Origin of the sequence: Microbacterium sp. Leaf351, from assembly GCF_001423825.1 — a bacterium.
Classification (GTDB): Bacteria; Actinomycetota; Actinomycetes; order Actinomycetales; family Microbacteriaceae; genus Microbacterium; species Microbacterium ginsengisoli.
On sequence record NZ_LMPK01000038.1, the window covers coordinates 249,538 to 269,755 of the forward strand.

The 20,218-nt window shown below is 72.4% G+C and carries 17 protein-coding genes, 1 tRNA gene and 1 pseudogene; 3 read left to right on the top strand and 16 right to left on the bottom strand.

The genetic code is table 11. The annotated features are described in order from the left end of the window. A pseudogene (locus ASG00_RS18655) lies at positions 1-312 on the bottom strand (amino acid permease); the annotation flags it as partial. A gap of 37 nt (positions 313-349) precedes the next feature. Next, entirely contained in the window at positions 350-1,312 is a 963-nt protein-coding gene (locus ASG00_RS14005) for an aldose 1-epimerase family protein (protein WP_082483276.1), read from the bottom strand. A 109-nt stretch (positions 1,313-1,421) separates the two neighbouring features. Between ASG00_RS14005 and ASG00_RS14010 the strand changes: the two genes are divergently transcribed. Beyond that, positions 1,422-3,716: a heavy metal translocating P-type ATPase gene (locus ASG00_RS14010; protein WP_235557425.1), complete on the top strand. Its 2,295-nt coding sequence runs from the start codon at positions 1,422-1,424 to the stop codon at positions 3,714-3,716. Positions 3,717-3,805: 89 nt separating this feature from the next. Here ASG00_RS14010 and ASG00_RS14015 read toward each other — a convergent pair whose 3' ends face one another. The 5 genes from ASG00_RS14015 to ASG00_RS14035 are packed head-to-tail and all read right to left on the bottom strand — an operon-like array spanning position 3,806 to position 9,806. Beyond that, a complete protein-coding gene (locus ASG00_RS14015; protein WP_056210319.1) occupies positions 3,806-4,618 on the bottom strand; it encodes an HpcH/HpaI aldolase/citrate lyase family protein in 813 nt (270 codons plus the stop codon). Continuing rightward, the gene (locus tag ASG00_RS14020) at positions 4,615-5,112 is read right to left on the bottom strand and encodes a MaoC family dehydratase (RefSeq protein ID WP_045245890.1); all 498 of its coding nucleotides are present in this window, start codon (positions 5,110-5,112) and stop codon (positions 4,615-4,617) included. Before ASG00_RS14020 ends, ASG00_RS14015 begins: the two co-directional genes overlap by 4 nt. Next, a complete protein-coding gene (locus tag ASG00_RS14025; RefSeq protein ID WP_056210320.1) occupies positions 5,105-6,280 on the bottom strand; it encodes an acyl-CoA dehydrogenase family protein in 1,176 nt (391 codons plus the stop codon). Before ASG00_RS14025 ends, ASG00_RS14020 begins: the two co-directional genes overlap by 8 nt. Beyond that, positions 6,277-8,190 (bottom strand): acetyl/propionyl/methylcrotonyl-CoA carboxylase subunit alpha, encoded by a 1,914-nt coding sequence (locus tag ASG00_RS14030; protein WP_056210395.1) that lies wholly within the window; start codon positions 8,188-8,190, stop codon positions 6,277-6,279. The genes ASG00_RS14025 and ASG00_RS14030 overlap by 4 nt, the downstream gene beginning before the upstream one ends. Positions 8,191-8,195: 5 nt before the next feature. Continuing rightward, positions 8,196-9,806, bottom strand: coding sequence for a carboxyl transferase domain-containing protein (locus ASG00_RS14035; RefSeq protein ID WP_082483263.1), 1,611 nt, complete (start codon positions 9,804-9,806; stop codon positions 8,196-8,198). 110 nt (positions 9,807-9,916) lie between these two features. Between ASG00_RS14035 and ASG00_RS14040 the strand changes: the two genes are divergently transcribed. Further along, positions 9,917-10,525: a TetR/AcrR family transcriptional regulator gene (locus ASG00_RS14040; RefSeq protein ID WP_056210322.1), complete on the top strand. Its 609-nt coding sequence runs from the start codon at positions 9,917-9,919 to the stop codon at positions 10,523-10,525. 132 nt (positions 10,526-10,657) lie between these two features. Here ASG00_RS14040 and ASG00_RS14045 read toward each other — a convergent pair whose 3' ends face one another. The 7 genes from ASG00_RS14045 to ASG00_RS14075 form a co-directional block, all read right to left on the bottom strand. Then, positions 10,658-12,088 carry a dihydrolipoamide acetyltransferase family protein gene (locus ASG00_RS14045; RefSeq protein WP_056210325.1) on the bottom strand — a complete coding sequence of 477 codons (1,431 nt, stop codon included), beginning with the start codon at positions 12,086-12,088 and terminating at the stop codon, positions 10,658-10,660. Further along, on the bottom strand, positions 12,085-13,095 hold the full coding sequence (locus ASG00_RS14050) for an alpha-ketoacid dehydrogenase subunit beta (protein ID WP_056210326.1): 1,011 nt from the start codon (positions 13,093-13,095) through the stop codon (positions 12,085-12,087). The genes ASG00_RS14045 and ASG00_RS14050 overlap by 4 nt, the downstream gene beginning before the upstream one ends. Next, entirely contained in the window at positions 13,092-14,222 is a 1,131-nt protein-coding gene (locus tag ASG00_RS14055) for a thiamine pyrophosphate-dependent enzyme (RefSeq protein ID WP_056210328.1), read from the bottom strand. Before ASG00_RS14055 ends, ASG00_RS14050 begins: the two co-directional genes overlap by 4 nt. Positions 14,223-14,356: 134 nt before the next feature. Next, a complete protein-coding gene (locus ASG00_RS14060; protein WP_082483264.1) occupies positions 14,357-15,022 on the bottom strand; it encodes a DUF2510 domain-containing protein in 666 nt (221 codons plus the stop codon). A gap of 85 nt (positions 15,023-15,107) precedes the next feature. Beyond that, complete coding sequence (locus ASG00_RS14065) at positions 15,108-15,770, bottom strand: DUF2510 domain-containing protein (RefSeq protein ID WP_056210331.1); 663 nt, start codon at positions 15,768-15,770, stop codon at positions 15,108-15,110. Then, complete coding sequence (locus ASG00_RS14070; RefSeq protein WP_056210333.1) at positions 15,767-16,363, bottom strand: isochorismatase family protein; 597 nt, start codon at positions 16,361-16,363, stop codon at positions 15,767-15,769. Before ASG00_RS14070 ends, ASG00_RS14065 begins: the two co-directional genes overlap by 4 nt. A 16-nt stretch (positions 16,364-16,379) precedes the next feature. Next, positions 16,380-18,593 (bottom strand): MMPL family transporter, encoded by a 2,214-nt coding sequence (locus ASG00_RS14075; RefSeq protein WP_056210336.1) that lies wholly within the window; start codon positions 18,591-18,593, stop codon positions 16,380-16,382. Between the two features lie 58 nt (positions 18,594-18,651). Here ASG00_RS14075 and ASG00_RS14080 point away from each other — a divergent pair, with 58 nt between their 5' ends. Continuing rightward, positions 18,652-19,542, top strand: coding sequence for a DMT family transporter (locus tag ASG00_RS14080; protein ID WP_045246058.1), 891 nt, complete (start codon positions 18,652-18,654; stop codon positions 19,540-19,542). 35 nt (positions 19,543-19,577) lie between these two features. Here the strand turns inward: ASG00_RS14080 and ASG00_RS14085 are convergent, their stop codons facing one another. Both ASG00_RS14085 and ASG00_RS14090 read right to left on the bottom strand, forming a co-directional pair. Then, a complete protein-coding gene (locus ASG00_RS14085; protein ID WP_056210338.1) occupies positions 19,578-19,970 on the bottom strand; it encodes a hypothetical protein in 393 nt (130 codons plus the stop codon). Between the two features lie 72 nt (positions 19,971-20,042). Further along, positions 20,043-20,118, bottom strand: a tRNA-Thr gene (locus ASG00_RS14090). Positions 20,119-20,218: the final 100 nt, after the last annotated feature.

Below are 20,218 nucleotides of genomic sequence, written 5' to 3' on the forward strand. Positions count from 1 at the left end.
CGACGGGCGGTGCAGCACGAGCTCGCCGAGGGCCCGGAGGATCAGGAACGCGAAGAAGCCGCAGATCGCGTAGACCAGCACGAGGGAGGGTCCGCTCGAGGCGAGACGTCCGCCGGCCCCCATGAAGAGGCCGGTGCCGATCGCACCGCCGATGGCGATCATCTGGATCTGCCTCGGTCGCAGGGTCTTGTGATACCCGGCGTCCTCGGTGGAGAAGTCCGCGACCGCGAGCGCGCGGTCCCCCGTGGTGCCGATGGGTCCCTCCTGGGCGTCTTCCGGATCGAGCCTGCTCGTGTCGGTGCGGTCTGTCATGCGCTCCCCGTTCGCACGCGGCGGCGCCGCGGTGGAGTCAGTCTCCCACTGCCGACAGCGTCCACGTGACGGATGCTGCCTCCCCCGGCGCGATCGACCGCACCCCGGTGTCGAACGGGTACCGCTCCGCGTTGAAGGCGTCCGGCGCGCACGTCATCGGCTCGACGGCGACGCCGATGCGGTGTCCGGGGCTTCCCGGGCCGCCGGGCTGGTCGGCGGTGCAGATCTGCACCCACGGCGACCCGGCGTCGAAGGTGATGCGCGCGCCTCGGGCCGTGGCATCCGTCACTGTCACGGATGCCACACCCGCGCGGTCACGCGCGAGATCGGTGAACGCGTGGTCGATGCAGACCTCTCCGATCACCCGCGGCGAGCGGAAGTCGAAGCGAGCGGCGTCGACGGCGACCTCGGCGAGGTCGAGCGGCTTCAGGCGCCGCCGGGTGACCTCGAGCACGCGGGAGGCGGGGAGGTGCAGGAGCGCCTCGTCGACGGAGCCCGTCGCCGGAAGGAGGTAAGGGTGGGGTCCCGTGCCGAACGGCGCCGGAGTGTCGGACAGATTGACGGCGGTGACCGTCTGGGTGAGCCCGGAGCCGTCGAGTCGGTAGTCGACGTCGACGCGAACCCGCCAGGGGTATCCGGACTGCGCCGCGATCGTCGTCGTCAGGAGGGCGCGCTCGGGCGTGTGGGCCACGACGGCGAAGTCGTGCCAGCCGACGAGTCCGTGCAGGGCGTGGCCTCGCTCCGGCTCGGTGAGGGCGACGCGATGCGTCTCCCCTGCGAAGCGATACTCGCCGTCGACGATGCGGTTCGGCCACGGCGCGAGCGTCGCGCCCCGGAACGCGGGGCGCACCTCGTCGCGGGCGAACGGGACGATCAGGTCGCGGTCACCGAAGCGGAGGACGCGCACCGTCGCGCCGACCGTGCTCAACTCGGCGAGGTATCCGCCGCCACGAAGGGTCAGCGCGGTGCCGGACAGGGGGGCCGAAGCGTCGATGCTCACGGGGCGATCCTGGCAGACCCGTCGCGCGACGGCCACACGCGGCGCGGAACGCGACCGCGCTGTGGTCGGCCGGTTGCGCCGACATACCCCTCAGGGGTATACAGGATCTGTGACCACGAACAGCCCCGATCAGACGGACGACCACGTGCATCCGCACCCTCAGGTGCACCCGCACTCCCCCGACGCGCCGCGCCACGCAGCGCCGGCACCCGCTGAGGCCCACGAACGGCATGACCATGCGGGGTACGAAGACGACGGCGGGCACGACGGGCACGACGACCACGCGAGTCACTCCGCGCACGACCACGGCGACCACGGCGACGCCACCGTCGCCAGCGACCACACTGACCACGCCGACCACGCCGACCACGCCGACCACGACCACTCCGCGCACGACCACACGGGACACGACCACGCGGGGAACGACCACTCCGGCCACGACCACTCCGCGCACGATCACTCCGCGCACGTCGGCCAGTTCCGTCGCCTGTTCTGGATCATGCTCGTGATCGCCGCGCCCGTCGTCGTCTTCTCGCCGATGTTCGCGATGCTCGTCGGCTACGAGGTGCCCGCGGCATCCGTTCTGTCGTGGGTGTCGCCGGTGCTCGGCACGGTGATGTACGTCTGGGGCGGGCGTCCGTTCCTGGTCGGCGGCGTCGCCGAGCTGCGGGCGCGGCGGCCCGGGATGATGCTGCTCATCGCCCTCGCGATCACGGTCGGGTTCGTCGCATCGTGGGGGGCCTCCCTCGGGCTGCTCGACCACCAGCTCGACTTCTGGTGGGAGCTCGCGCTTCTCGTCGTCGTGATGCTGCTCGGGCACTGGATCGAGATGCGGGCCGTCGCGCAGACGTCGTCCGCGCTCGACGCGCTCGCCGCTCTGCTCCCCGATCGGGCCGAGCGTGTCACCGCCCAGGGCACCGAGTCGGTCGACCCGGCGACGCTGCGGGTCGGCGATGTGGTCGTCGTGCGCCCGGGCGGACGCGTTCCCGCCGATGGGCGCGTGGTGTCGGGAACGGCGGCGATCGACGAGTCGATGATCACCGGCGAATCGCGCCCGGTCACGCGCTCGACCGGCGATGCCGTCGTCGCCGGCACGGTCGCGACCGACTCGGGCCTGCGTGTCGAGGTGACCGCGGTCGGCGACGACACGGCTCTCGCCGGCATCGCGCGGCTCGTCGCCGAGGCGCAGCGCACCACGACCCGCGCACAGCGCATCGCCGATCGTGCCGCGGCGTGGCTGTTCTGGTTCGCGCTGACGGCCGCCGTGGTGACGGCGGTCGTCTGGACGGCGGTCGGCCTGCCTGATGACGCCGTCGTGCGCGCCATCACCGTTCTCGTCATCGCGTGCCCGCACGCACTGGGTCTCGCGATCCCGCTCGTCGTCTCCATCGCGACCGGCCTCGCAGCCCGCGCCGGCATCCTCGTGACCGATCGCCTCGCGCTCGAGAGCATGCGCACGGTCGACGTCGTCGTGTTCGACAAGACCGGGACCCTCACGGCGGGCACTCCCGAGGTGACCGCGCTCGACTCCACGGACGAGAACCGGATGCTGCGCCTCGCCGCCGCTGCCGAGAGCGAGTCGGAGCATCCCCTCGCCCGGGCGATCGTGGCTGCGGCGGAGGGTCGCGGCATCCGACTGCCGGAGGCCCACGACATCGTCACGACCCCCGGCGTCGGGGTCGTCGCCCGCGTCGAGGGACACCGCATCTCGGTCGGCGGCCCGGCCCTGCTCGCCGCCGCCGGACTCGCGCCCGTTGCGGTGGCGCAGGCGTGGAGCACCACCGGGTCGACGGTGCTGCACGTCGTCGTCGACGGCAGCACGATCGGCGCGATCGCGCTCGACGACGCGGTGCGCCCGACCTCGCGGCAGGCGGTCGCCGCGCTGCGGGAACGCGGCGTCGACGTCGTGATGCTGACCGGAGACGCCGAACCGGTGGCGGCGCGCGTGGCTGCCGAGGTCGGCATCACGCGCTGGATCGCCGGAGTGCGCCCCGAGGACAAGGCCGCCGAGGTCGCGCGGCTTCGCGCCGACGGACACCGCGTCGCGATGGTCGGCGACGGCGTGAACGACGCACCCGCGCTCGCGGGAGCCGACGTCGGCATCGCGATCGGCGCCGGCACCGACGTCGCGATCGCCTCGGCCGGGGTCGTGCTGGCGGGGTCCGACCCGCGCGCCGTCGTCTCGGTCATCGACCTGTCACGGGCCAGCTACCGCAAGATGGTGCAGAACCTGTGGTGGGCGGCGGGTTACAACCTGGTCTCCGTACCGCTCGCGGCTGGCGTGCTCGCCCCGATCGGCTTCGTGCTGCCGATGGCGGTGGGTGCCGTGCTCATGTCGCTGTCGACGATCGTGGTCGCCGCCAACGCCCAGCTGCTGCGGCGACTCGACCTGCGCCTGCGCTGACGGCGCGGCCGGTGACGACGCGCTCCGACGCGAGACGCGACGGTTCGCGCGTGGCCGACCTCTCGATGGTTGCCCCGCCGGCCGGCCCCTCACCCGCCGGCGCGGGCGACCACCGCGCGGGCGTGCCGCAACAGCGGCTCGTCGACCATCGCGCCGTCGAACGCGAACACCCCCGCCCAATCCTCGGCGGCGGCGAGCACCGCCCGGGCACGCGCGACCTCCGCCACGGTCGGCGCGTAGGCCGCGCGGACGACGGCGACCTGGGCGGGGTGGATGCATGCGGTCGCGTGGAACCCGGATGCTGCGGCATCCCGTGCCTCCTCGGCCAGCCCCCGCTCGTCGTCGATGTCGATGTGCACGGCGTCGACCGCGGCGAGCCCGTACGCCCCCGCGGCGAGCAGCACGCGCGATCGGGAATGGCGAGCGACGTCGCGGTAGCGACCGTCCCGGGCGCGGCTGGAGGTGCCGCCGAGCGAGGCGACGAGGTCCTCGGCGCCCCACATCAGACCGATCACCGTGGGGAGGGTGGCGAGGGATTCGGCCTCGATGACGCCGCGCGCCGTCTCGCAGAGCGGGATGAGGCGGTAGCGGATGTCGATCGTCGCGAGCGCTGCCGCAGACGCCGCCTTCGCGACCATCAGGGTGCGAAACGGCGTCGTCGCGAGCGCCGCGAGGTCGGCGACGTGGTCGGCGGTTCCGACCGGATTGACGCGCACGATGGTGCGGTCGGGGTCGAGATCTGCAGCAGCGAGGGCCGCCCGGGCCGCGGGTCTGTCGGCGGCGGCAACGGCGTCCTCGAGGTCGAGGATGACGCCATCGGCGCGCTCTGCGGCCTTGGCGAACCGGTCGGGTCGGTCGGCGGGGCAGAACAGCAGCGCGGGCCCCGGCAGCTCGACGCTCATGACTCGCCCCGGTCTCGACACCAGACGAGCACGATCCGGGATGCCGCGGCCACCACGACTCCGTCCTGATTGCGGCCCGTGTGGCGCAGGGTCACAACCCCCTGGCCCGGGCGCGATCCGGAGATGCGCGCGGCGAGCACCTCGGATTCGACGATGAGGGTGTCACCGGCGAACAGCGGCGCGGGGAAGGAGATGTCGTCGAGGCCGACCTGGGCGACGAGCGTGCCCTGCGTGAGCTGCGCGACCGAGAGGCCGACCATGGTCGCGAGGGTCCACAGCGAGTTGATGAGGGGCCGTCCGAACGGCTGGGTGGCGGCGTACGCGGCGTCGAGGTGCAGGGCCTGCGGGTTCATGGTGAGGGTCGTGAACAGCACGTTGTCGGCCTCGGTCGCCGTGCGCCCTGGCCGGTGACGGTAGCGCGCGCCGACCTCGAACTCCTCGAAGTAGAGTCCGCGCTGCTCGATGGGTGCGCGCGGGTCGACAGGCTCAGACACGGGCGGGCTCCTCGAGGCCGAGCGACCGGGAGATCAGAAGCAGCTGCACCTCGGTGGTACCCTCGCCGATCTCGAGGATCTTCGCGTCGCGGTAGTGCCGGGCGACCGGGTACTCGTTCATGAACCCGTTCCCGCCGAACACCTGGGTCGCATCGCGCGCGTTGTCCATCGCGGCCTCGCTGGCGACGAGCTTGGCGAGCGCCGCCTCGGTCTTGAACGGCCGGCCGCCGTCGCGCAGCCGGGCGGCGTAGTGCCAGGCGAGGCGGGCGGTATGCACGCGCGCCTGCATGCGGGCGATGAGGAACTGGATGCCCTGCCTGCCGGCGAGCGCCGACCCGAACACGGTGCGCGACTTGGCGTAGTCGACGGATGCCTCGAGGCATCCTTCTGCGGCACCGGTCGCGAGCGCGGCGATGGCGATGCGCCCCTCGTCGAGCGCCGCGAGGAAGTTCGCGTAGCCGCGGCCCCGTTCGCCGAGGAGGTTCTCCGCCGGCACCCGGGCGTCGACGAAGGTGAGCGGGTGCGTGTCGGAGGCGTGCCAGCCGACCTTGTCGTAGGCGGGCTCGACGGTGAACCCGGGGGTGCCGTTGGGCACGATGATGGTCGAGATCTCGGGGCGTCCGACGCGGGCGCCGGTGACGGCGGTCACCGTCACGAAGCGGGTGATGGCGGTGCCCGAGTTGGTGATGAACTGCTTCGCCCCGTTGATCACCCATTCGTCGCCGTCGAGCCTCGCGGTCGTGCGGGTGGCGCCTGCATCCGATCCCGCCTCGGGCTCCGTGAGACCGAAACCGGCGAGCGCTCGCCCCGCGACGAGGTCGGGGAGCCACCTCTCACGCTGGGCGTCGCTGCCGTGGCGGAAGACGGGCATGGCGCCCAGCCCGATGCCGGCCTCGAGGGTGATCGCGATCGACTGGTCGACGCGTCCGAGCGCCTCGATCGCGAGACACAGGGCCATGTAGTCGCCGCCTTGGCCACCGACCTCCTCGGGGAAAGGCAGTCCGAACAGACCGATCTCCCCCATCTGCGCGACGATGTCGAGCGGCAGGGTGTGGGTGCGGTCGGCCTCGTACGCGCGGGGCGCCACCACCTCGTCGGCGAACGCGCGCACCATCGCGGCGAGCTCGCGCTCGTCGTCGGTGAGGTCGTAGTCGTGCGTGAGCGTCATGGTGTTCCTTCCGGGTGGGGGTCGACGCGGGCGAGCACCTGCCCCAGTCTCACCTGGTCGCCGACGGCGACGTCGACGTGCACCGTGCCGTCGTGGGGCGCGGTGAGGGGGTGCTCCATCTTCATGGCCTCGATCGTGACGATGCGGGTGCCGGCGGTGACCGCATCGCCGTCGGCGTGGTGCACGGCGACGACCGTGCCCGGCATGGGCGCGGCGAGCCGGGGGTCGGATGCCGCATCCCCCCGCTCACGCCGCGCCCGCCGCCGCTCGTCGGCGGCGCGACGGCTGAGCGGGGTGAGCGCCCAGGTGCCGTCGGCGGTGTGCACCCACACGGTGCCGTCCGCATCCCGCGCGCTCTCGCCGGTCACGGGAGCGGGGCGCACCGCGACGACGTCGCCGTCCGCCGTCGCGAACGCCCGCTCGGCGACGACAGCGGGCGCCGAGGCGCGCCACCCGCTTCCCGCCCGCCAGAGCGGCGAGGCGAAAGCGGGCTCCGTCGCGCCGGGCGCGGGGGCTGCGGCGGCCGCGACCCGCAGGGCGGCCTCGGTCGGCGCACGCGGGGCGGGAGGCGGCATCCGCTCGATGATGCCGGTGTCGAGGTCGCCGGCGACGACCGCCGGCAGCGCGATCAGGTCGCGCAGGAATCCGATGTTCGACTCGACGCCCAGCAACACGGTGTCGCGCAGACCGCGGTCGAGCGCGGCGAGCGCGGCGGCCCGGGTGGGCGCGTGCGCGATGACCTTCGCGATCATGGGGTCGTAGTCGGTAGTCACGTGCGATCCGGTCTCGACCGCCGCGTCGGTGCGCACGCCCGGGGCGGGCAGCCAGCGCACCACCTCGCCGGTCGCCGGCAGGAAGCCCCGCTCGGGACTCTCGGCGTACACGCGCGCCTCGACGGCATGTCCGTCGAGCACGACGTCGCTCTGTGCGATGTGAAGCTGCTCGCCCGCCGCGATGCGCAGCTGCTGCTCGACGAGGTCGATGCCGGTGACGGCCTCGGTGACCGGGTGCTCGACCTGCAGCCGCGTGTTCATCTCGATGAAGAAGAAGTCCTCCGGGCGGTCGGCCGACACGAGGAACTCCACGGTCCCGGCACCCCGGTAGTCGACCGATGCCGCGGCCGCGACGGCGGCGGCGCCGAGACGCGCGCGCAGCGCCGCGTCCACGGCGGGCGACGGGGCCTCCTCGACGACCTTCTGGTGGCGCCGCTGCAGCGTGCACTCCCGCTCCCCCAGATGGATGACCGCCCCGTGGGCGTCGGCGAGCACCTGCACCTCGATGTGGCGCGGTCGGGTCACCAGCCGCTCGAGCAGGAGCGTGTCGTCACCGAAGGCGGCCCGGGCCACGCGCCGGGCGGTCTCGAGCGCGGCGGGGAGGGCCGCGGCATCCGTCACGACCTCCATGCCCTTGCCGCCGCCGCCCGCGGAGGGCTTCACGAGCAGCGGGAACCCGACGTCGGCCGCGCGCGCGGCGATCTCGTCGTCGCCGAGCGCCGCCGCACTGAAGCCGGGAACGATCGGCACGCCGTGCGCGGCGACGTGATCGCGCGCACGGATCTTGTCGGCCATGACCTCGAGCGCGCGCTCGCCCGGCCCGATGAAGACGATGCCGGCGGCCGCGCACGCCGCACCGAACGCGGCACTCTCGGACAGGAACCCGTAGCCGGGGTGCACGGCCTGCGCGCCCGTGACCTGCGCGGCCGCGATCAGCGCGTCGATGCTCAGGTAGCTGCGCGCGGCGGCGGCCTCGCCGATGCGCACCGCCTCGTCGGCCTCGCGCAGGTGTGGCGCGTCGGCGTCCGCGTCGCTGTAGACGGCGACCGACCGGATGCCGAGGCGCCGCAGCGTGCGGATCACCCGGCGGGCGATCTCGCCGCGGTTCGCGACCAGCACGGTGTCGAAGAGGGGCACGTCGCTCACATCCGGAAGAGCCCGAAGGCCGGGGCGGGAAGCGGCGTGCGGGAGGCGACGTCCAGGGCGAGCCCCAGCAGGTCGCGCGTGTCGAGCGGGTCGACGATGCCGTCGTCCCAGAGCCGGGCGGTGGCGTAGTACGGGTTGCCGCGCTGCTCGTACTGGGCGCGGATGGGCGCCTCGAACTCCTCCTGCTCTCCGGTCGACCAGTCGTCGCCGCGGCCCTCGAGCTGGTCGCGCTTGACTGTCGCGAGCACCGTCGCCGCCTGCGCACCGCCCATGACCGAGATGCGGCTGGCCGGCCACGACCACAGGAAGCGGGGGCTGTAGGCGCGCCCGCACATCGAGTAGTTCCCGGCCCCGAACGAGCCTCCGATGAGCACCGTGAACTTCGGCACGCGGGTGGTGGCGACAGCGGTGACCATCTTGGCGCCGTCCTTCGCGATGCCGCCGGCCTCGGCGTCACGACCGACCATGAATCCCGAGATGTTCTGCAGGAACACGAGCGGGATGCCGCGCTGGTCGCACAGCTCGATGAAGTGGGCGCCCTTCAGAGCGGATGCCCCGAAGAGCACGCCGTTGTTGGCGACGATGCCGACGGGGTGGCCGTGCAGACGCGCGAAGCCGGTCACGAGCGTCGTGCCGTAGTCGGCCTTGAACTCGTGGAACGAGCACGTGTCGGGGTCGCCGTCGACGAGGCGCTCGATCACGGCGTGCACGTCGTACGCCTGCGTGACGTCGACGGGAACGAGGTCGTAGAGCTCGGCGGGGTCGGCCGCGGGCGGCACGCTGGCCCGCATGTCCCAGGCAGGGGCCGCAGGCGCGGGGAGGGTCGCGACGATGTCGCGCACGATCTCGAGCGCGTGGGCGTCGTCGTCGGCGAGATGGTCGACGACCCCCGACGTGCGGGCGTGCAGCTCGCCGCCGCCGAGTTCCTCGGCCGTGACGACCTCGCCGATCGCGGCCTTCACGAGCGGCGGGCCGCCGAGGAAGATCGTGCCCTGTCCCCGCACGATCACCGTCTCGTCGCTCATCGCCGGCACGTACGCGCCGCCCGCCGTGCACGAGCCGAGCACCGCGGCGATCTGGGGGATGCCGGCGGCCGACATGCGCGCCTGGTGGAAGAAGATGCGACCGAAATGGTCGCGGTCGGGGAAGACCTCGTCCTGCATCGGCAGGAATGCGCCACCCGAGTCGACGAGGCAGATGCACGGCAGGCGATTCTCGAGCGCGACCTCCTGCGCCCGCAGGTGCTTCTTCACCGTCAGCGGATAGTAGGTGCCACCCTTCACCGTCGCGTCGTTGGCGATCACCATGACGTGGCGCCCGTGCACGAGGCCGATGCCTGCGACGACACCGGCGCCCGGGGCGTCTGGGTCGTAGAGCCCGTCGGCGGCCAGCGGGGCGAGTTCGAGGAAGGGGCTGCCCTCGTCGAGCAGTCGGGCGATGCGGTCACGCACGAGCAGCTTGCCGCGCTCGGTGTGACGACGACGGGATGCCTCGGGCCCGCCCTCGGCCGCGACAGCGAGACGCGCACGCAGCTCCCGGGCGAGGTCCGCCTGGGTGCGCACGTCGGCGGCGCCGGCGATGCCGGTCACGGTGTCGGTCGCGGTCATCCCATCTCCATCGATGTCGTTCGCATCCCCCATCGGATGCGCCGCAGTGTTAGTGTTCACTAACTGGAATTCACGTTAGCGTCCGCTAACCGAGATGACAAGGGGGCGGCGTGGCCGACAACGACGTCGAGACGCCCACCGCGCGGGAGCGCGCGAAGACCGAACGGCAGGACGCCCTGGTGCGCGCGGCATCCGCCCTGTTCGCCCGCAAGGGGTTCGCCGCGGTGTCCATCGAAGAGCTCGGAGCCGCCGTGGGCGTGAGCGGCCCCGCGCTCTACCGGCACTTCGCCGGCAAGCAGGCACTGCTCGGCGAGATCCTGGTCGGCGCGAGCGAACGGCTGCTCGAGGGCGGCCGGGCCGTCATCGCCGCCCACGACGATCCCGGCGACCAGCTCGACGCGCTCGTGCGCTTCCATGTGGCGTTCGCCCTCGCCGACGCCGACGTCATCCGCGTGCAGGATCGCGACCTCGAGAACCTGCACGACCCCGACCGCCATCGCGTGCGACGCCTGCAGCGCGAGTACGTCGAACTGTGGACCCGCGTGCTGCAGCACCGGCACCCCGACGTGCCCGCGACCCACCTGCGCGTGCGGGCGCACGCCGTGTTCGGCCTCATCAACTCGACCCCCCACAGCGTGCGCGGCCTCCGCGGCGCCCCCGGCGACCAGACCGTCGGGGCGATCCTGCACGACCTCGCGCTGCGCGCCCTCGACGCCTGAGCCCGCCGCGCGGCGAGGTGGCCGCGCAACCGTGCGGCCCCGCACAGCGCCCACCGTGCACGGCTGCGCGCCGCACGCGCGCGAGACCCCCGCGACCGGATCACCGGCCGCGGGGTCTCCCGGGGCCTCGGACTACCCGAGGAGCATCGCGCGGCCAGGCTCCGTGAGCACACCGCCGACGTCGGTGAGGAACCGGGCGCCCTGCTCGCCGTCGACGACGCGGTGGTCGAACGACAGGCTGAGCGTCACGACGTCGCGCAGCGCCACCTCCCCCTGCCATTCCCACGGCCGACGCTGCACCGCACCCACCGCGAGGATGCCGGACTGCCCCGGCGTGAGGATCGGGGTGCCGGCCTCCACACCGAACACCCCGACGTTGCTGATCGTGAACGTGCCGCCGGCGAACCCGGCGGGAGTCGTGCGCCCGTCGCGCGCGGTGCGCGTCAGGTCGCCGATCGCGTCGGCGAGGGCGACGAGTCCGAGCCGACCGGCGTCGTGCACGACGGGCACCACGAGTCCGCGGTCGGTGGCGGCGGCGATGCCGAGGTGAACAGCGGCGTGCTCCACGATCTCCTCCCCCGATTCGTCCCATGTCGCATTGAGCGACGGCGTCGCGCCGAGCGCGAGGCAGACCGCCTTCGCGACGACCGCCATCACCCCGATGCGGTGCCCGGCCAGCGCACGGTCGTCGCGCAGCGAGGCGACGAACGCGGTGGTCGCCGTGACATCCACCGTGTGGAACATGGTGACGTGCGGGGCGGTGAAGGCGCTGCGCACCATCGCCTCGGCCGTGCGCTTGCGCACGCCGCGCACGGGCACGTGACGATCGGATGCCGCGGCCAGAGCCGGTGCGACGGCGGGGCCTGGCCCCGCGGGCGCCGACGCCCCGACGCGCGCGGCGAACGCGTCGACGTCGGCGCGGGTGATGACGCCGGTCGCCCCGGCGGCCGCGACGAGCGCCAGCTCGACGCCGAGCTCCTTCGCATGCCGGCGCACCGGCGGCGTGGACCGCAGTCGCTCGAGCGGGCCGTCGTCGACCTGAGAACTCACGTGCGCGTCGTGCGGCGCCGCGTCGAGCACGGCCGTGTCGACCTCGGCGACCTCGCGCACCCGACGCGGACGCCGCTGCGGGCGCGCGCCCGAACGGGCGAGCGCGCCGTACCCGACGAGGTTCGGGCGGGGCGCGGCATCCTCGTGCTCGTCGTCGGCATCAGTGTCAGCATCAGCATCGACGGATGCCGCGGCCTCCCCGCCGACTGCCGGCTCGGCGGGAGCGGAGTCGACCGGCGCCGGCTCGGCGGGCACGGCATCGCTGGCCGCCTCGACCGCTGCGTCGAACGTGACGAGCGGAGCCCCCACGTCGACCGTGTCGCCTGCGGCCGCATGCAGTCGGGAGACGACACCCGCGTGCGGCGACGGCAGCTCGACGATGGCCTTCGCGGTCTCGACCTCGGCGAGGGTCTGGTTGAGGGTCACGGTGTCGCCTTCGGCGACCAGCCACTGCACGATCTCGGCGTCAGCGAGACCTTCGCCGAGGTCGGGCAGGGCGAACTCGACGCTCACAGCTCGACCCCCGTCAAGCTGTTCGGCCGGTCGAGCACGCGGTCGACCGCATCGAGCACGCGGTCGAGGTCGGGCAGGTGGTGCTTCTCGAGCTTCGCGGGCGGGTACGGGATGTCGTGCCCGGTCACCCGCACGGGCGCCGCCTCGAGGAAGGTGAAGCAGCGTTCGGTGACGCTCGCGACCAGCTCCGCGCCGACACCCGCCTCGGCGGCGGCCTCGTGCACGACGACGACCCGTCCGGTCTTGCGCACCGATGCGGTCACGGTGCGATAGTCGACCGGCGACAGCGAGCGGAGGTCGATGACCTCGAGCGAGACGCCCTCGTCCTCCGCGGCGACGGCCGCGTCGAGAGCCGTGGTCACCTGCCCGCCGTAGGTGAGCACGGTGACATCTGTGCCCTCACGGGCGATACGGGCGAGACCCATCGGGGGCGCATCGGCGAGGTCGCCGTCGAGGTCGGCCTCGCCCTTCGCGTGGTAGAGCCGCTTGGGCTCGAAGAAGACCACCGGGTCGTCGCAGGCGATCGCCTGGCGCAACATCGTGTAGGCGTCCTGCGGGTTCGAGACCGCCACGACCCGCAGCCCCGACGTGTGCACGAAGTAGGCTTCCGGCGACTCGGAGTGGTGCTCCGCCGCGCCCACGCCGCCCGCCCACGGGATGCGGATGGTCAGGGGCATCCGAACCCGCCCCTGCGAGCGGTAGTGCAGCTTCGCGACCTGCGAGACGATCTGGTCGAACGCGGGGTACACGAAGCCGTCGAACTGGATCTCGACGACCGGCCGGAACCCACGGAACGCGAGCCCGACCGCCGTGCCGACGATGCCCGCCTCGCCCAGCGGGGTGTCGATGACGCGCTGCGCACCGAACTCCGCCTGAAGTCCGTCGGTGATGCGGAACACCCCGCCGAGGCGTCCGACGTCCTCGCCCATGACGAGCACGCGGTCGTCGTCGGCGAGCGCGCGCCGGAGTCCGGCGTTGAGGGCCTTGCCCATCGTGAGCGTCGTCATCTTGCGGCCTCGGTCTCGGCGCCCTCGAACCCGTCGAGGTAGGCGGCGAACCGGCCGCGCTGGGCGGCGAGCGCCGCGTGCGGCTCGGCGTAGACGTGGTCGAACACGCTCAGGGCGGGCGCCGTCGTCATCGCGAGGCACGCCGCGCGCATGTCGGCGGCCGCCTGATCGGATGCCACGGCCACCTCGGCCGCGAACGCGTCATCCATCGCGCCGAGACCCTCGAGATGCTCGGCGACACGGTCGATCGGATCGCGCCGCGCCCATGCCTCGCGCTCGTCGGCGGTGCGGTAGCGGGTGGGATCGTCGCTCGTGGTGTGCGGTCCCATCCGGTACGTGACCGCCTCGATGAAGGCGGGGCCCTCCCCCGAGCGGGCGTGGTGGGCGGCCCAGCGTCCGGCGGCGAGGCACGCGAGCACATCGTTGCCGTCGACGCGCAGGCTCGGCACCCCGAAGCCGGCGGCACGGGTGGCGATCGAGTGCCGGGTCTGCACGCCGACGGGCTCGGAGATCGCGTACTGGTTGTTGGTGCACACGAACACGACGGGTGCGTCGAAGGATGCCGCCCACACGAGCGCCTCGCTGACGTCGCCCTCGCTCGTCGCGCCGTCACCGAACCAGGCCGCGGCGACCTGGTCGCCGCCGTCGCGCTGCACGCCCATCGCGTAGCCGACGGCGTGCAGGCTCTGCGCGCCGATGATGATCTGCAGCGGCGCGACGTGCACGTCGAACGGGTCGTACCCCGAGGGCGCCTCGCCGCGCCACTGGCGCACGAGGCCGTCGGGGCTCACACCGCGCGCGTAGAGCACGCCGAGCTCGCGGTAGCTCGTGAAGTGGAAGTCGTCGTCGCGGAACGCCCGGGCGATGCCGATCTGAGTGGCCTCCTGGCCGGCGCACGGCGCCCAGAGGCCGAGCTGCCCCTGACGCTGCAGCGCGACGCCCTCGGCATCGAGGCGGCGCAGCACCGACATGTCGCGGTGCAGCGCGCGCAGGGCGCCGGTGTTGACATCCGTGATCCAGGGGTCGAGCAGTCGATCGGGGATGCGCTCGCCCTCAGGGGTGAGCACCCGCGCGACATCGTCGACGTCGGCGGCGGGAAGGGTCTCGGGGATGAGGGTGTGCACCATTGCGACCTCCGGTTCGCGCCGGCCCTCGTGAGGCCGGACGACGGCTCGTGTCGGCCTCGTCGCCGACACCTGGAGACTACGTCGATGCAGCAGTCAGCTCAAGATTCGACACTGCAATTGAGCGAATTGTGAATTCAGCTGACGATTCCTGAGGGCGGAATGGGCGTGATACCCTGGAGTGCGCCGAGGACTGCGGCGAACGTGAACGCGATCGACACCGCGATCACAACGATGACGACGGCGATGGAGATCCAGAGGGTGGGCGACAGCTTCCCGGTACGGCGTCGGATCACCACGGCGCGCCCGATCACGTAGACGAGTGACCAGAGGAAGCCCCACGCCCAGTGGAACGGCCGATCGACGCCGAGCCGACGCAGGCGCAGCCAGTCGAGCGCACCGAAGAGCACGGTGAGCCCGTACGTCACCACTCCGAGCGCCGACGAGAGCACGAATCGAGGCCCCCAGGTCGTGAGCACCGCCGCGATCTGTCCCGATCCGCGGCCGTATCGCGTGGCCTCGAAGACTGCCTGCACGTAGCCGCCGATGTCCATCAGCGGCAAGCGCAGCAGATTGAGCACGGGGACGAGCACGACCAGCCAGATCCAGATCGAATCGACCCCGCTCGTGATGGGCGCCGGGGACCCCGTCTCCACCGCGGGGGCGGCGATCAGCCGTGTCGCCGTGCTCCATGCCGTGCCGTCCCACCACCGCTCGGCGCCGGGCTGCAGGGGGTCGGGATACCAGCCGGCGACCGCCGCGCTCTCGCTGTCACTCACGCTGTCACTCACGCTGTCACTCACGCTCGTCCACCCTCGTCGTGATCTCCTGAATCTGCGATCAGCCTACGTCGCCGATGCGCACCGGGTCGAGATCGGGCAGCCGAAGTCAGACCGACGAGATCACGCCACCGGACAGGCTGGCCACCGTCGCGCCCACGGACATGAGGATGACCATCAACCAGACGACGACGAGGACGTTCACCAGCACGATCAGGCCGATCTCCACCCACAGCATCCCGAGATCGCTCCCTGTGCGACGCCGCGCGATCACTGTGCGCCCGATCACGTAGATCGAACCCGACAGGAACGCCCACGCCCACGGGAACGGGTCGACGACTCCTCGTCGGCGCAGCACGGCCGCGTCGCGCGCCGACATGGCCACGCCCGCGGCGTAGACGAGCGCACTCACGGCGAGCACGATCAGATACCAGATCAGCCCACGGGTGGCGACGATCGAGAGGATCGTCGTGTCGAACGGGCCTGTGTCGTACGCCTGCCGCGCGATGTCGTGAAGGAGCACGTCGACATCGGCGGGGATGTTCCACACAAAGAGCGTCGCCGTGGACAGCAGTGGCGAGAGTGTGACGAGCCAGATCCACACCGTCCCCGTGCGGATGTCTCGACGCACGGCCGGAGGAGCGGGGCTGGCGATCGCCCCCTGCACGTGGCCCGTCCACTCGCGACCGGACCACCACCGCACGAAGCGAGCGTCGACGGGATCCGGGTACCACCCCGGGGCGACGGCGACCGCCGGCCACGGCGCGCTCACGGGCGGCCCCCGGTCGCGGCATCCGACGTCGTGATCTCGCCGCCCGCATGGCCGATCTCTGCGAGCGCGGCGGCGCTGGAGTCGGCGTGCACGCCCTCGATGAGATCCGTGAACACCCGCACGCGCCGCCCGGCGGCGAGGGCGTCGAGGGCGGAGGCGCGCACGCAGTAGTCGGTCGCGATGCCGACGATGTCGATGTCGAGGGTGCCGCGCTCGGTCAGCAGGTCGGTCGCGGTGCGGCCGTCGTCGGCGACGCCCTCGAAGAGCGAGTAGGCGGGCTTGCCCTGCCCCTTCTTCAGGTGCACGTCGACGCCCGTCGGATCGAACCCGTCGTCATAGTCGGCGCCGGGGGTCCCGGCGACGCAGTGGGGCGGCCAGGTGTCGACGAAGTCGGGTTCGGCGGCGAAGTGCCCACCGTTGTCACCCTCGGCGTCATGCCAGTCACGGGACGCCACGACCAGCGCGTACTCGCCTCGGTGGGCGGCGAGGAACGCGGAGATGCGGCGGGCGACGGCGTCACCCCCGACCACCCCCAGCGCTCCGTGCTCGGTGAAGTCGTTCTGCACGTCGACGATGAACAGGGCCCGCGTCATAGCGCCAGCATAGGCGTCACGGCGCCCCGCGCCGCCATAGCGCCGAGGGCCACCAGATCACCTTGCCGAGGTCGTAGGCGAGCGCGGGCACGAGCAGCGACCGCACCACGAACGTGTCGAGCAGCACGCCGAACGCGACGATGAACGCGATCTGCGCGAGGAAGAGGATCGGGATGACTCCCAGCGCCGCGAACGTGGCCGCGAGCACCAGCCCGGCCGAGGTGATGACCCCGCCGGTGGCCACGAAGCCGCGTAGGATGCCGCGGCGCGTGCCGTGGCGAACGGACTCCTCTCTTACGCGCGACATCAGGAAGATGTTGTAGTCGACGCCGAGTGCGACGAGGAACACGAACCCGTAGAGCGGGACCGATGGGTCGGCGCCCGGGAATCCGAGCACGCCGTCGAACACGAGTGCGCTCACTCCGAGGGCCGCGGCGAACGAGACCACGACGCTGAGCACGAGCAGCACCGGCGCGAGGATCGAACGCAGCAGCAGCATGAGGATCAGCAGGATCACCCCGAGGATGACGGGAATGATCTCGGTGCGGTCGTGAATCGCCGTGTCGTTCGCGTCGACGTCGAGCGCGGTGGTGCCGCCGACGAGCGACGTGCCGGCACCGAGCTGCGTGTCGAGGTCGGCGCGGATGGTGCGCACGACGTTCTCGGCCGCCGTCGAGTCGGCCGCGTCGGTGAGGGTCGCATAGACGAGCACGTCGCCGTCGCGCACGGTCGGGGCGGGTGCGGTCGCGGCGGGCGGTCCCTGCGACACGAGCACGAGCTGGCCGCCCTGCACGGTGGCGGTCGCCTGCCCCGAGGGAGAGTCGGCCGAGACCACGGCGACGCTCGAGATGCCCGGCTCGGCGGCGAGACGGCTCACGACCGCAGTGAGGTCGGACTGCGGTGCGACGATCGTGACGGGGCTGCCGGAGCCCGCCGGGAAGTGGTCGCCGAGCACGGCCTGGCCGTCGCGCGCCTCCGAGGCGCCGAGCACGAGGTCGCTCGAGGGAACACCTTGCGCGCGCAGCTGCGTGACCCCGACGCCGGCGGCGAGCAGCACGATGGTCGCGATGATCCAGATCGGGCGGGCGCGGCGGGCGATGAAACGCGCCTGGCGCGGCCAGAAGCCGCGCACGGGGGCGGTGAGGTCGTCGGGAAGTGCACCGAGCGGATGCCGCGGCACGAACGGCCAGAAGGCGGCGCGCCCGAACAAGGCGAGCAACGACGGCAGGAATGTCAGGGCAGACAGCATCGCGAACACGATGCCGATCGCGGCGATCGGGCCGAGGGCGCGGTTGGTGGCGAGGTCGGAGAGCAGCAGGCACAGCAGGCCCGCGATGACGGTGCCGCCCGAGGCGAGGATCGGCTCGAACGCTCCCCGCCAGGCGGCGCGCGTGGCGGCCCAGCGCGGCATCCTCTCACCGATCGCCTCGCGGAAGCGGGCGGTGTAGAGCAGTGCATAGTCGGTGGCGGCGCCGATCACCAGGATGAACAGGATGCCCTGCACCTGGCCGTTGAGCACGAAGATGCCCGCCTTCGCCAGCCACCACACCGTCAGCAGCGCCACGCACAGCGCGAACATCGAGGTGAGCAGCACCAGCACGGGAAGCAGCGGCGAGCGGTAGACGATCACCAGGATCACGAACACGGCGAGCAGGGCGACGCCGAGCAGCAGTCCGTCGATGCCGAGGAACCCCTTCACGAGGTCGGCGGTGAACCCGGCGGGACCGGTCACCCACACCTGCACCCCGTCGGACAGATCGGATGCCGCGGCCCGCAGCTCGCCCACGACATCGCCGACCGACGCCGATGACGAGACGGGCACGATGATCTGCGCCGCGCGGCCGTCGTCGGAGATGATCGGGGGCGACACCGTGCCGGTGACGCCCGAGACCGCGCCGAAGCGGTCGGCGAGGGACGTCAGATCAGCCTTCTGAGTATCGGTGAGGGCCGACGGCGCCTGGGCCACGACGACCGCCGGGATGCTGTCGGAGCCGAGGAAGTCGGGCAGCAGCGCGTTCACCTTCGTCGAGGGCGCGCTCTGGGGCAGGTACGACGCCTGGTCGTTCGTGGACACCTCGTCGACCTTGCCGAAGTAGGGTCCGCCGATGGCTCCGCCCGCGAGCCAGACGGCGACCAGCAGCAGCGGGATGCCGATGCGCAGCCAGCGGGTCGTCGCCCGGTCGGTCTGACGGCGGTCACTGCGGCGGGACGTGGGGGACGCGGCATCCATATACCTAGCTTATCTAGCGAAATATCGCGGGCGCCACCCCTCCCCTAGGCTGATCGCGATGCTGGCCGCCCTCCTCTCCCTGAGCGGGGCACTGCTGTGGGGCGCGGCCGACTTCCTCGGCGGGCTCACCGCGCGACATCTCAAGCCGATCGTGGTCACCGCGATCGCCGCGTGCACCGGCGTCGTCGTGCTGCTGATCGCGGCGCCGATCGCGGGCGGCACGCTGAGCGCCGCTGATGCCGCCTGGGGCGCGATCTCGGGAGTCTGCGGCGTCGTCTCCCTCGCCCTGCTGTACGCCTGCCTCGCGATCGGGCCGATGAGCATCCTGTCGCCGCTGACCGCGATCGTCTCGGCCGTCGCCCCGATGATCTGGGGCGTCACCGTCGGCGGTGAGTCGCTCGGACCGCTCGCCTGGGCCGGCCTCGGCGTCGCGCTCGTCGCCGTCGCACTCGTCGGGTTCGTGCCCGAGCAGGGGGCCGTGCGCCCGAGCATCCGGGGACTCGCCCTCGCCGTCGGGGCGGGCCTCGCGATCGGCGCGCAGATCATCGCGATCGATCACACATCCGCCGAGAGCGGGCTCGATGCACTGCTCGTCTCCCGCGCCGTCAACGTCACCCTCACGGTGCTCATCGTCGCCGGCATGATCGCGTGGGCGGCGGCGCGGCGCCGTTCCGTCGTCGAGGCGCTGCGTTCCCCGGCGGCGGTCGCCGGCAGCCGCATCGTGTGGTGGCCGGCCGCCGTCGGCGGCGTCGGCGACGCGGTGGCGAACATCGCCATGCTGCTCGCGCTGCGCACCGGCGATCTGTCGATCGTCGCCGCGCTGACGGCGCTCTACCCAGCCGGCACGATCGTGCTCGCGGCGATCGTGCTGCGCGAACGCATCGCGCCGGTGCAGATCGTCGGACTCACCCTCGCGCTCGGCGCCGCGGTGATGCTCGCCCTCGACTGAGCGCGGCATCCGCTCACCACGGGATCGACCGCGCCTCAGACTCCGGCGAACAGCAGCACCATGGAGGCCGCGACAGCGACGACACCGAGTGCGAGGAACCCCGCCGCGAACCATCCGAGCGCGGAAACGAGAGGCGACCGCCCCGACAGGCGCACGCGGTGATGTGACCCCTCGCGGGCGAAGAGCTCCGCATGCGCGGCGTCGCCCAGACGCTCGGCGTCGTGCGGGTGCAGCACGGCACGACCCACCCCACCGTCGGACGCAAACCACCGCGCGACGAGTTCGCCGTCCTCGCGCTCGAGCATCGCATCGACCCGCATCCACGTGCCGTCGAAGAGGTACGCGACCACGGCGACGCCGGCCAGAAGCGCGCCGATGCCGAAGCCCACCCAGGTGAACAGTTCCGCGAGCACGTCGAGCAGCGACATCCCTTTCACTGTAGCGAAACCGCCCTCTGCGACGACGAAGGCCCCGGGCGTCGCCCGGGGCCTTCAAGAGTGTGGAGCCACCTAAGGGAATCGAACCCTTGACCTATTCATTACGAGTGAATCGCTCTGCCGTCTGAGCTAAGGTGGCGAGCCGCGATGCCGCGGCGCACGATCTCCGATCTTACATGGTCACCCGACCGCCCGCGAACGCCGGCGCTCGCCTCGTCCGCGCGGATGCCGCAGCATCC